Annotated in this window: 9 protein-coding genes; all 9 read left to right on the top strand. The window is 48.0% G+C overall.

The window, feature by feature from the left end; translation table 11 throughout:
- The first annotated feature begins 144 nt into the window (after positions 1-144).
- Positions 145-1,293, top strand: coding sequence for an HD-GYP domain-containing protein (locus tag ISALK_RS11375; RefSeq protein WP_160722375.1), 1,149 nt, complete (start codon positions 145-147; stop codon positions 1,291-1,293).
- Between the two features lie 239 nt (positions 1,294-1,532).
- Positions 1,533-2,564, top strand: a complete 1,032-nt coding sequence (locus tag ISALK_RS11370; RefSeq protein WP_160722373.1) for a 3D domain-containing protein — start codon at positions 1,533-1,535, stop codon at positions 2,562-2,564.
- A 457-nt stretch (positions 2,565-3,021) separates the two neighbouring features.
- Positions 3,022-4,551 (top strand): AbgT family transporter, encoded by a 1,530-nt coding sequence (locus ISALK_RS11365; RefSeq protein WP_160722371.1) that lies wholly within the window; start codon positions 3,022-3,024, stop codon positions 4,549-4,551.
- Between the two features lie 237 nt (positions 4,552-4,788).
- On the top strand, positions 4,789-5,367 hold the full coding sequence (gene rnmV / locus ISALK_RS11360; protein WP_160722369.1) for a ribonuclease M5: 579 nt from the start codon (positions 4,789-4,791) through the stop codon (positions 5,365-5,367).
- Positions 5,364-6,227 (top strand): 16S rRNA (adenine(1518)-N(6)/adenine(1519)-N(6))-dimethyltransferase RsmA, encoded by an 864-nt coding sequence (gene rsmA, locus ISALK_RS11355; protein ID WP_160722367.1) that lies wholly within the window; start codon positions 5,364-5,366, stop codon positions 6,225-6,227. Before rnmV ends, rsmA begins: the two co-directional genes overlap by 4 nt.
- Before the next feature lie 189 nt (positions 6,228-6,416).
- A complete protein-coding gene (locus ISALK_RS11350; RefSeq protein WP_160722365.1) occupies positions 6,417-7,526 on the top strand; it encodes a M20/M25/M40 family metallo-hydrolase in 1,110 nt (369 codons plus the stop codon).
- Positions 7,527-7,712: 186 nt separating this feature from the next.
- Positions 7,713-8,657: an AAA family ATPase gene (locus ISALK_RS11345; RefSeq protein WP_160722363.1), complete on the top strand. Its 945-nt coding sequence runs from the start codon at positions 7,713-7,715 to the stop codon at positions 8,655-8,657.
- On the top strand, positions 8,647-9,852 hold the full coding sequence (locus ISALK_RS11340; RefSeq protein WP_160722361.1) for a DUF58 domain-containing protein: 1,206 nt from the start codon (positions 8,647-8,649) through the stop codon (positions 9,850-9,852). Before ISALK_RS11345 ends, ISALK_RS11340 begins: the two co-directional genes overlap by 11 nt.
- Positions 9,845-12,157: a transglutaminase TgpA family protein gene (locus ISALK_RS11335; protein ID WP_160722359.1), complete on the top strand. Its 2,313-nt coding sequence runs from the start codon at positions 9,845-9,847 to the stop codon at positions 12,155-12,157. The genes ISALK_RS11340 and ISALK_RS11335 overlap by 8 nt, the downstream gene beginning before the upstream one ends.
- Positions 12,158-12,241 lie beyond the last annotated feature (84 nt).

Below are 12,241 nucleotides of genomic sequence, written 5' to 3'. Positions count from 1 at the left end.
CCTATTGTATGGGCCTTCTTTTTTTTAGTATAATGCTAGCAAAGTCTTAAGAATCGCAATATCTTAAGGATCGCAATATCTTAAGGATCGTAAAGTTTATTAGGGGGAACCAAGTCTTAAGAATGGGAAAGGGGATGGATACATATGAAGGAAGTAACGGAGTATAAAGTAAAAAGAATCAATGCCGAGGAAGTATCCTTGGGCATGACCCTAGCGGAAAGCGTAACCAATGTTAAGGGAAACATTCTCATGCCTGCGGGCTATGTGGTGGAGGACAAAGACCGGGTCCGAAGCTTTTTGGAACAACATAAAATTAAAACTCTGGCGGTGAAAGTTCCGGTAATAAAAGAGGTTCCCCGGGAAGAAAAAGAAAAAAAGGGGACCGCAGCGCCGAAAAATGCGCCCCGGCGGGTAACCTACGAGCCCCGGTATGCCCAGGATTTGAGTCAGTATAAAACCCATGTCAGCCGGCAGAAAAAAGCATTGCAAAGAGACTTCGACCGGATTCTGAAAGGGGCGGAAATCGCTTCTCTCAACCTGGAAAAAAGCATTGAGCGGGTCATCAAAAATGCCCAAAAGCGACAAAGCAATCCCTTTCAACTGATCGAGTCCTCCAAGGAATTGGACGATATGGTATACAATCACTGTCATAACGTGGTGCTGATCAGCTATTATCTGGGGAAATGGCTGGATCTTTCAAAGAAGCGCTTAAATGAGCTGACCCTGACCGCCGCCCTGCACGACATCGGAAAGCTGAAGGTGGACCCGGAATTTTTAGAGGCGGAGGAAATGACCGAGGAAGAGGCCCTGGAGCTGAAAAAACATGCCATTTATTCCCACGCCATCGTCAAAGAGGACAGCTACGTGGATGAACAGATTAAGCGGGCGATTCTGCTGCATCATGAAAATGTGGACGGCAGCGGTTTTCCCTTCGGCCTGAAACGGGAGAAGATCCCCCTGTATTCCCGGATCATCGCCATTGCCGATACCTACAACGATCTTACCTCCAAACGCCCTTTTAATGCGAAAAAAAATCCCCTGGAGGCCTTAAAGCATCTGGAGACGGAACTGATTGACAAGCTGGACGTGGAGCTTCTATTGGTGTTTTTAAACAAACTCAGCAGTTGTTTTATCGGACAGAAGGTGGGGCTTAATACCGGGGAGGTGGGAGAGATTGTATTTGTACCGAAACAGTACTCCTGGCGCCCCATGGTAAAGCTGGAAAAAAACGATCAGGTCCTGGACCTGAGGGACCCGGATAATGAAGCCCTGCAGATCGAAATATTTTACTAAATCCGGAAATTTCTGCGATATTATGGTTCAAAAGTCATGATTTTCCCAGCGCAAACTGGGATGAAAGCACTTTAAAACAAAAAAAGATTCCCCCTGCCAAGGTTGCAAAACCTTGGTTTTTTGCGCTGGAATTTTCAAACTTTTCCCCAACGGTTGACAAACATTTTCAATTACTTTAAAATTGGTGGAGTTGGTTAACAATAAGTAAGAAAAGGATGAAAAAATAAAGGAGGATCACAATGGAGAAAACAAACTTCAAAGGAAAGCTTACGAAGAACAAAGCTTTACTGGGGTTAGTGGCCATTATTTTCTTAGCCGTTTTTTTTCTGGGCGCAAGCCATAAAACGGTCATCATTAATGCAGACAACCAGGTGATTGAGGTCCAGACGGTCTCAAGCGAACCGGAGAAAATATTGGAAGAACAGGAAATTGAAATAGGAGAATATGACCGGATCGAGGCTCCCTCTGAGGATAACATCCGAAGCGGTGAAGAAATCCGGGTTCATCGGGGAAGAGAAATCCGGGTGATTGACGGAGGACAGGAAGCCATCCGCTACACCACATGGAATACCCTGGAAGATATTTTAGAGGAATTGGAGATTGAGCTGAACTCCAAGGACCGGGTAAACTTCGATCTTGAAGAGACCATCGAGGAAGAGGACAAAATCGAAATCACCCGGGTAAGAGAGGGAAACCGGGAGGAGACCGTAGAGCTTTCCTATTCCACGGAAGTGAAGTACGTTGAGGACCTGGATCCTGGGGAAGAACGGGTAGTCCAGGAAGGACAAAGCGGCGAAATGATCGAAACTTATATTGATACCTATGAAAATGGGGAGAAAGTCAGTGAAAAACTGCAAGGTCATGAAGTGATCGAAACCCCGGAAAATGAAATTATTGAAAAAGGGGAAGTCAACCACTTTACCACTGCCGACGGCAGCCGGGTGGAGTATTCCCGAAAAATCACTATGGAGGCCACCGCCTACACCGCCGGCTATGAAAGCACCGGCAAGCGCCCGGGAGATCCCGGCTACGGTGTTACACGAAGCGGCACCCGGGTACGACCCGGTGTGGTGGCGGTCGACCCCAATGTTATTCCCCTGGGAACGAAGCTGTACGTGGAGTCCCTGGACGGCACTCGAAGCTATGGCTACTCCACCGCGGAGGACACCGGCGGCGCCATTAAAGGCAACCGAATTGATTTATACTTTGAAAACCTAAGCGCCGCTCAGCGCTACGGCCGTCGGGACGTACGAGTATACGTCATCGACTAAGTGCTGTATAAACGAATAAAATAAATCCTTAAAACCAACCCTAAAGCCCCGGTGATTTCCACCGGGGGCTTTTTTACAGCAGAAAGGATGACAGCGGGACGGAGTTTTTGTCATCTTTTGGGTGACAGGAGATGATGACAGCGGGACGGAGTTTTTGTCATCTTTTGGGTGACAGGAGATGATGACAGCGGGACGGAGTTTTTGTCATCTTCGGTGTGACAGGAGTATGTGAAAAGACGCTTTCCCCTACGCTTTAAGGCGGTTTTTTTGTGAGTCCCGGGACGCAGGACAGGCAAAATAGTTGAAAAATTAACAATAAACGCTATTTTGGAAATATTGGAACTTTGTTAAAAAAGTTTAAATATACTTGATTAATTGGAAATAACCCCATATAATAGTCATCGGTATATAGTTATTATACAAAGCATGAATAAAAATTTTAAGGAGGTTCACTTTCATGGCAAAAGAAAAGCAAAAACTGTCGGATCGGTTTTTGAATGTGGTGGAACGTGTCGGTAACAAATTACCCCATCCGGTAACGTTATTCTTCATGTTCGCAGGAATTGTACTAGTTCTTTCATTCTTACTTAGTTTATTAAACATAACTGCAATTCACCCAGGAACCGGAGACGAAATTGAGATTGTAAACCTGTTAGACAAAGAAGGGATTCGTCGAATCTTTACGGAAGCCGTAGACAACTTTACAGGATTTGCCCCCCTAGGTACAGTGCTAGTGGCAATGCTTGGAGTTGGAGTAGCTGAAAAATCAGGACTTATTGGAACCATGCTACGAAAGTTGGTAATTGGAGCGCCGGATAAATTAATCACCGCAGTGGTGGTATTTGCCGGAGTTATGTCTTCCATGGCTTCCGATGCCGGTTATATCGTATTGGTACCCCTTGGTGCGATTATCTTCGTAGCCAAAGGACGTCACCCCTTAGCAGGACTTGCAGCAGCCTTTGCCGGGGTATCCGGTGGTTTCAGTTCGAACTTACTGGTAACCATGCTGGATCCGCTATTAATCGGATTTACAGAATCAGCGGCCCATATGCTGGATGATACCTATCAGGTACTTCCCACAGCAAACTATTACTTCATGATCTTCTCGACATTCTTAATTACCATCACGGGTACGGTTGTGACGGAAAGAATTGTTGAACCGAGACTTGGGGAATACAAAGGGGAATACAAGGAAGAATTAACAGAAGTCAGCGCAACAGAAGGAAAAGGATTAAAAGCCGCAGCGGTAGGTTTATTCCTATTTGTTGCCGCAATCGCAGCGATGCTTATTCCGCAAGAAGGAATTCTGCGTGCCGATGGCGGATACATCATTGATGGATTCCCTCCATCACCTTTTGTAGGTTCCATGGTATTCTTAATTGCTTTGATGTTCTTTATCCCCGGACTTTTCTACGGAAAAGCGGCGGGAACCATCAAGTCGGATAAAGATGTAGCGCAGTTCATGGGCGAAGCGATGAGCTCCATGGGCGGATACATTGTTCTTGCCTTTGCCGCAGCCCAGTTCATCGAGTACTTTGACTGGTCTCAAATCGGCCTGGTTATGGCGATTAAAGGTGCAGACTTCCTGCAGGCCATCGGTCTGGAAGGAATCCCACTGATCCTTGGATTTGTACTGGTATCCGGATTTATTAACATCTTTATCGGTAGTGCCTCCGCGAAGTGGGCGATCATGGCACCGGTATTCGTACCGATGTTAATGCAAATGGGTTACTCTCCCGAGATTACCCAGCTGGCCTACCGAATCGGAGACTCTGTAACGAACATTATCTCTCCACTGATGTCTTACTTTGCAATTATCGTAGCCTTTGCGAAGAAGTACGATAAGGACGTTGGTTTGGGTACATTGATCTCTACCATGCTACCGTACTCCATTGCCTTTTTAGTGGTATGGATGATTGCTCTTACGGTATGGTTACTGATTGGACTGCCAATCGGACCGGCAGCACCGGTAGAATACGTATTTTAATAGAGGATGGAATTAGGAGCTGAGTTAACCCTCAGCTCTTTTTTTTGGTTTGGAAGGGGTTTTTGTATAAGGGAAAGATGACAAAAACTCCGTCCCGCTGTCATCCGCTGTCATCTTGTGAAAAGGAAAGCGTAAAAAGGGTATGAAATTCCAAGTGCAGGTATTATAATAGAGATAGAGAAAGAACGGCAAAGGGAAAGTGCCGAAACTAATAGATAAATGAGGTAGATTCGCATTATGAAACCGAAGAAAAAAGAGATCAAAGAAGTTATTGTGGTGGAGGGAAAGGATGACATTTCCCAGGTAAAACGGGCGGTGAAGGCGGAGATTATTGCCACCGGGGGATTTTCCCTGCCGGATCGGACCTTAGAGCAGATTAAAGGGGCGGCGCAGCGAAAGGGGATTATTATTCTGACGGATCCCGATTATCCCGGGGAGTGGATTCGCCGGGAGATTACCAAGGCTGTCACGGAGGCCAAGCATGCTTTCATTCCCAAGGAGGACGCCCTGAAGGAAGGAAATGTGGGCATTGAAAACGCCAGCCCCCAAAACATCCTGCTGGCCCTGGAGCGGGCCCGATGTGAGCTGCAAACGCCAAGAAACGAGTTTACCAAGGGAGACCTGATGAAAGAAGGGCTCTTAGGGGTTACCGGCGCTACGGAAAAGCGGGATCAGCTGGGGAAAATCCTCGGCATCGGTTACGGCAATGCCAAACAGTTTTTAAACCGTCTGAACCACTACGGGGTTACCCGGGAAGAGTGGCAGGACGCCTTGATTCAATTATACGAGAATTCGAAACGAGGTGAAGAGAAATGAGAATTGCAACGCCCACAAGAACCCGGACCATCCTCAGTGAATATGGACACCGAATGCGAAAATCCCTGGGACAGAACTTTTTAATCGACGGTAATATTATCGAAAACATTATTGAAGGGGCCGGCGTTACCGAAGTGGATACGGTGCTGGAAATCGGCCCGGGGATCGGTAGTATGACCGAGGTTCTTTCGGAAAAAGCGAAAAAAGTCATCGCTGTGGAAATTGATCAAAACCTGATTCCGATTCTGGAAAAGACCCTGGCCCATCGGGACAATATTGAGATCATCCACCAGGATATTTTAAAACTGGATTTAGAGGATTTGAAACAGAAAAAGGGGCTGGAGGAAGGCTTTAAAGTGGTGGCGAATCTCCCCTACTATGTCACCACTCCGATTATTATGGCCCTTCTGGAAGGAGACGCGCCGATTCGTTCCATTACGGTGATGATTCAAAAAGAGGTGGCGGACAGAATTTTATCCGCCAAGGACGTCAAGGCCTACGGGGCCTTAACCGTGGCCTGCAATCTCTACGCCGACGTCCGGGAAGTGTTAACGGTGCCCCCCAGTGTGTTTTTGCCCCGGCCAAAGGTGGCCTCTAAGGTGATTACCCTGACCCCGAAGGTCAACAATTTAACGGTGCAAGAGCGGAAACTTCTTTTTGCCATTGTGAAAGACGCCTTCGGAAAGCGCAGAAAAACCCTTTTGAACTCTCTTAGCTCCGGAAATCTGGGCTACTCCAAGGACCGGGTGCGGGAAGCCTTGGAAGCGGCGGAGATCGACCCGAAAAAACGGGCGGAAAATCTCGGCATAGAGGACTTTAAAAGAATTATGACCGCCTTTGCCGAAGCCGAAAAGCAATAACGCTTAAAGAAATATACCGGGGGATAAAAACCTTTCTGGCAATCGGTAAAGGATTTTGATATAATAGACGGGATAAATGATTTTATTAAAACATATGAATTTTTTAATACAGAACAGGAAAAGCAGTATCAACAGGTGTAGGAGCAGCAAAAGATATAAACCCAGTAGGAAAGATAAAGGAGGCAAAAAATGATTAACGAAAAACGATTGCTGGAAGAGTTTTTAGAATTAGTACAAATTGATTCCCACTCCTCAAAGGAAGGGAAAATTGCCAAAGTATTGGTTAAGAAACTGGAAGATCTCGGTCTTGAAGTAACCCAGGACGACGCCGGGGAAAAAGTCGGGGGAGAAACCGGAAACATCATTGCCCACTTAAAGGGGGATAAGCCCGGAGATCCGATTTTATTTTCCTGCCATATGGATACGGTAAAACCCGGCGAGGGCATCAAGCCGGAAATCCGTGACGGCGTGATTTACTCCGACGGCACCACCATCCTGGGATCCGACGATAAAGCGGGAATCGCATCGGTGCTTGAGGGGATCAAACAGATAAAAGAGCAGAAGAAATCGCACCGGGACATTCAAGTGGTCTTCTCCATCTGGGAAGAGGGAGGACTCTTTGGATCGAAGAATCTGGACTTTAGTAAAGTCAACGCCGAGTATGGCTTTGTACTCGACAGTGCAGGATCCTCCGGGGAAATTGTAACCCAGGGACCCACTCAGGACAGCCTGAAGGTAACAATCCATGGTCGACCGGCCCACGCAGGCTTAGCACCGGAAGAGGGGATTTCCGCCATTATGGTCGCGGCGAAAGCCATCGAAAATATGAAGCTTCTTCGGGTAGATGAAGATACCACAGCGAACATCGGAGTGGTGACCGGAGGCGAGGCCACCAACGTGGTAATGCCCAAGCTTGAAATTAAAGCGGAGGCCAGAAGTTCTCGAGAGGATAAAGTGGAGGCCCAAACCAACCACATGATCGAGGTCTTTGAAAAAACCGCCGAGGAAATGGGAGCTACCGTGGACATTGAACACGAGCGGGTATACCCTCCCTTTAACATTCCGGAAGATCATGAAATCGTACAGAAAACCAAGGAAGCCTTTAAAAACATCGGCATTGAGGGAAAAACCGCGTCCACCGGCGGCGGCTCCGATACCAATATATTCAACGGAAACGGGGTAACTTCCCTGAATCTGGGTGTGGGTATGAAAAAGCCTCACACCTTGGAAGAACACATTTCCATCGAAGATCTGAACAACACGGCGAAGGTGACCTTCCAGTTGATGACGATCTTTTAGATCCGATTTTCCATGGGATTTTCAATCCAAGGTGAGATTCTTGGTGAGATCCGGGGCACCGGAAGTTGCCGGTGATAGATAATGAATTAAAGCACAAGGGAGCGGAGCAATGAACCAAATACCTCCGTCCCCTTTGTGCTATATTTTTCTCAAAAAGGTTCACACTATTCAGACAGGAGGCAAATTATGGCGAAAGAACAATCACAGAAAATCTTGGAGAATTTAAAGCAAGTGATCATTGGAAAGGAAGAGGTGTTGGAAAAGGTGCTGATTGCCCTGTTGGCCAAAGGGCATCTGCTGATTGAGGATGTTCCCGGGGTGGGGAAAACCACCTTGGTAAAGGCCTTATCGAAGACCATGGATCTATCCTATAAACGGGTGCAGTTTACCCCGGATTTGATGCCTTCCGACATTATTGGAGTCAATATTTATGAACCGAAAACCGGTACCTTTGCCTTTAAGAAGGGACCGATTTTTCACCAGGTGTTCCTCGCCGATGAGATTAACCGAACCTCTCCGAAGACTCAGTCCAGCCTCTTACAGGCCATGGAAGAGGGGGAAGTGTCCACCGAGGACAAACATTACGTGCTGGATAAACCTTTTATGGTGTTGGCTACCCAGAACCCCCTGGAATACCAGGGAACCTTTCCCCTGCCGGAAGCCCAGCTGGACCGTTTTTTAATGCGGTTGTCCCTGGGATATCCGGAAAAGAATTACGAGCGGGAAATCCTAAGAAATCATAAAACCCATCGAAACCTGGATCACATCCAAGCGGTGGTAAACCAGGAAGAAATATTAAAAATGCAAAAAGAAGTGGAAGACCTCCACGCCCATGACGATATTCTGGATTACATCGTTGGGATCATCGGGGTGACAAGAAGCTATGAGGATCTCCAATTAGGCGCCAGCCCCCGGGCGGGCATCGACCTGTTAAAAACCGCCCGGGCAAAGGCCTATGTCTCCGGCAGGAATTACGTGATTCCCGACGACGTGAAAGCCATGGTGGAGTCGGTACTGGCCCACCGGCTGATGCTGTCCCCCGAAGCGAAGATTGAAGGCCGACGGATTGAAGACGTGCTGGAAGGGGTATTAAAGCGGGTATCGGTACCGGTGATTGCCCATGATCAATAATAAAAAAGTGCTGATGCTGGTAGGACTCCTGCTGCTTTTCGCCGTGGTTTTTGTAGGGGGCGTGATGCCCTACTTCATCTTTTATGTTTTTCTCCTAACGCTGCTGTTTCCTGTATTTCACAACCTGGTGGTGCTGGGAGGCCTAAAGGGCACCGTGCAGATGCCCAAGGACTCCTTGTATATCGGAGACCAAATCAACCTCGGTTATCGATTGGAAAATCGCAGCATCTTCTATGTTCCCTTTCTTGAGGTGCAAAGTGCCATATCCAAGCGGCTGACGGGGAAGATCGATCCCCCGGAGATCACCAGTATGGAGTCGAAATCCGACTTTGTCCGGGGACAGTCCATCACCCTGAAACGTCGGGGATATTATGAGTTGGGAGATATTGAAATCGTCCTTCGGGACGTGTTCCGGCTGTTTTCCTTTAAAAAACGGATCGCCACCGAGGGGGCCCTATTGGTTTATCCCGAAGTGATCAACCTTTCCTCCTTTGAAATCACCGCCAGCCAGCAGCTGGGAGAGCTTCGGGTGTTTGACCCCGCTTTTGAGGACAAGAGCCGAATCGCTTCCCTTCGGGGCTACCAGGAAGGGGACTCCATGAAGCGGGTCCATTGGAGCATGACGGCGAAAAAAGGGGATATCATCGTCAAAAACTATGAAAATCGTGGGGATACCCATGTGGCCCTGATCGTGGATAACGAAATCCACCATTATTTACGGGACGAAGATCGCCGCCTGGAGGATAAGGTGGTGGACGCCGCTCTTTGTATGACCAATTACTGTCTAACCCATAATATAAAAATGACCTTGGATACCCAGCGGGGAGAGTTCCCCCTGCATATTACGGGACACCAGAAATCGGATTTAAAACCGTTTTTGGAGGCCTTCGCCTTATTTCAAGGGAACGGAAAGCAGGATTTTAAAGCTTTTATGATTCCGAGACTCAATACGATTCCTAAGGGGTCCACGGTAATTGTAGTCACCCCGAATCTGAATAAGGAGATGGGAGCCCAGGGGATTCAGCTGAAGATGAACAATCTCAACCCCTTGTTTATTGTTATCACCGATAAGAAGAATAAAAACGGTTTTGTCGATCCCCAGGTGGAAAAGAAACTGAAACAGGAAAACATTTCCCTGTACCACATCGACTATAAAACCAATATCAAGGAGATGTTGGAGGCCCAAAATGTATAGAAATCTAAGCACAAGCCAAAAATTGATCACTTACATCGCCTATATCGCCATGGTCTTCAGTTTGTTATACGTCTACGGTGTGGTCATCGGGGTAGAACTGAACTTTTTCCTGCAGTTCTTCATTGTCCTGCTGGGAAGTTTGGCCGTGGTGTTTTTTATGAAAAAGCCTTTGGTCTTTTATATTTTGTTGGTTTTTTCCATGATCTCCCTACTGGTGGTCCATCGCTACGTAACACCGATTTTGGAAGCCGTTATTCAGCGGATGGCGGCTCTTTTTTCGAATATTTTCAACCATCTTCAGGGGGAGGAGTTTATCTTTCCGGAAAATGTGTTATGGTTTTGGGGAATTTTACTGGGGATTATTGCTCTTTTTACCGCCTTTATCATCTTTAAAGAGAAACGGATTTACTGGCTGCTTCCCGTATACTTGGGATCTTATATCTACTATTGGTACATTTACATCGACCAGGCCTATGGGATGACTGTGGTCTTTATCGTGGCTTTTTTGGTCCTTTTCGGCATGAATAAGTACTTTGAGGAGCAGTGCCACTGGGAAGGGACGGAGCGAAACCGCATCGACAGCCTGTACGGACCATGGATTCAGACCGTTGGAATTTACAGCGCCTTGATTATCCTGCTGGCCATGATCCTTCCGAAATCCGGCAATGCCCTGGAGTGGCACTGGCTGGAAGATCGGGTGTATGACGTGTTTCCCTTCGTGGAGGATATGCGCTCCGACAGTCAGTATATCCGGGGCGCCCGGGAAGCGGATTCCTTTGAGTTCACCTCTACAGGTTTTCAACGGGAGAGCAACCGTTTAGGGGGCCCTGTGAGTCTCAGCAGTCGTGTGGTTATGCAGGTGGAGGCCTCGGAGCCCAATTATCTTCGGGGAAATGTCCGCCATACCTACCAGGATAATCGCTGGGAGACCATCACCGAACCCTCGGAGACCTATGATTTAGCCGAGGATTTCAGCGGCCTTACGGAGGAAGAGGAAGATGAGTATTATCGACAGGCCTTTATTACCATCACCCATGATGAGTTTGCCTCCCAAAGTCTTTTTACGCCCTTTAAGCCCGCGGAAGTCCGCTCCAGCCGGGGAGAAGAAGTCATTGTCAATCGGGACGGGGCCCTGATATTCCCCGACGGCGTCTATCAGCGGGAAAGTTACACCATAAAAGTCCAAAAACCCCGGGTGTACGGAGAGCTGTTGGAGACGGATATCGATCTTCAAATAGAGGATCTCGAATACCTAGACAGTTACTTGCAGCTTCCCGAGGAGGAGATTACCGACCGGACCCGGGAGCTGACAGAAAGCATTGTGGAAGAGGCGGAAGCGGAAAATGATTATGAAAAAGCCCGAGCCATAGAGGGCCATCTCCGGGAGGATTATGAATACAACACCCAGGTGGAGCCCCTGCCCCTGAATGAAGAGTTTGTAGATCATTTCCTTTTTGAAACCCAAGAAGGATACTGCACCTATTACGCCACCACCATGGCGGTAATGCTTCGTCTGGAAGGGATTCCCGTTCGTTATATTGAAGGCTATGTTGCCCGGGAGGAGGTAGAAGATGAGCCCGGGGTCTATGAAGTGCGCCAGCGTCATGCTCATACCTGGGTGGAGGCTTTTATTGAGCCCGTGGGCTGGGTCAATTTTGAACCCACGCCGGCCTTCCCTCAACCCTACCGACAGGACGCCCTGCTGGGTATGGAGGAGGAAGAGGACCTGGATATTGACTTTGAACAAGAGGAAGCGGATGACTTTGGTGACCTGGGCATCGATGCCGACGTCGAGGTGGGTCCTGGAGACGGGGATGAGGCCCTGGACGAGCCCGAGACCACCATTCCCCCAAGGGTAACCCGGGGCGTCATCATCGCCCTGCTCCTGTTATTCATCGGCTTTATGCCCGGACGCTTTTTATACGGAGTGCTGGAGTACCGACGCCGGGAACGCCAGGTCGAAAGCTGGTCATCGAAAAAGAAAATTCTTTGTCTCTATGCTTATGTTCTGGAGCTGATCGAAAAACTGGGGCAGCAACCGAGAGAAGGGGAGACCCACTATGAATTTGCGGACCGGATTGCCTATAAGCTCTACGAAGAGCGAAAAATCGGCATAAAGGATCTGACCCATATCTTTGTCCAGAGCAAGTACGGCGACCTTCCCGTAAGCGATGAGGAAGTCCAACTGTTCAAAGACTATCGTCATCGTCTGGAGGGCCGCCTCAAAAACGACTGGGGCAAAAGACGGTATCTATACAGAAAATACATCAAAAGGGACTTCACGGTAAAAAATGACAAAAGATGACAGCGGGACGGACTTTTTGTCATCTTTTTGATACCGTCGAGTTAAACGAAGAGTTAAACGAAAAAAATGTACCAGGGGGTCGGA

Origin of the sequence: Isachenkonia alkalipeptolytica (assembly GCF_009910325.1) — a bacterium.
Lineage (GTDB): Bacteria > Bacillota > Clostridia > Peptostreptococcales > T1SED10-28 > Isachenkonia > Isachenkonia alkalipeptolytica.
Note: the sequence above shows the minus strand (reverse complement) of the source record. Positions and strands in the feature narration are given on the sequence as shown.

Excerpts from the sequence above, each read along its gene's own strand:
- ISALK_RS11350 (WP_160722365.1), top strand. The coding sequence starts at position 6,417 with ATGATTAACGAAAAACGATTGCTGGAAGAGTTTTTAGAATTAGTACAA.
- ISALK_RS11365 (WP_160722371.1), top strand. The coding sequence starts at position 3,022 with ATGGCAAAAGAAAAGCAAAAACTGTCGGATCGGTTTTTGAATGTGGTG.
- ISALK_RS11335 (WP_160722359.1), top strand. The coding sequence starts at position 9,845 with ATGTATAGAAATCTAAGCACAAGCCAAAAATTGATCACTTACATCGCC.
- rnmV (WP_160722369.1), top strand. The coding sequence starts at position 4,789 with ATGAAACCGAAGAAAAAAGAGATCAAAGAAGTTATTGTGGTGGAGGGA.
- rsmA (WP_160722367.1), top strand. The coding sequence starts at position 5,364 with ATGAGAATTGCAACGCCCACAAGAACCCGGACCATCCTCAGTGAATAT.
- ISALK_RS11370 (WP_160722373.1), top strand. The coding sequence starts at position 1,533 with ATGGAGAAAACAAACTTCAAAGGAAAGCTTACGAAGAACAAAGCTTTA.
- ISALK_RS11340 (WP_160722361.1), top strand. The coding sequence starts at position 8,647 with ATGATCAATAATAAAAAAGTGCTGATGCTGGTAGGACTCCTGCTGCTT.
- ISALK_RS11345 (WP_160722363.1), top strand. The coding sequence starts at position 7,713 with ATGGCGAAAGAACAATCACAGAAAATCTTGGAGAATTTAAAGCAAGTG.
- ISALK_RS11375 (WP_160722375.1), top strand. The coding sequence starts at position 145 with ATGAAGGAAGTAACGGAGTATAAAGTAAAAAGAATCAATGCCGAGGAA.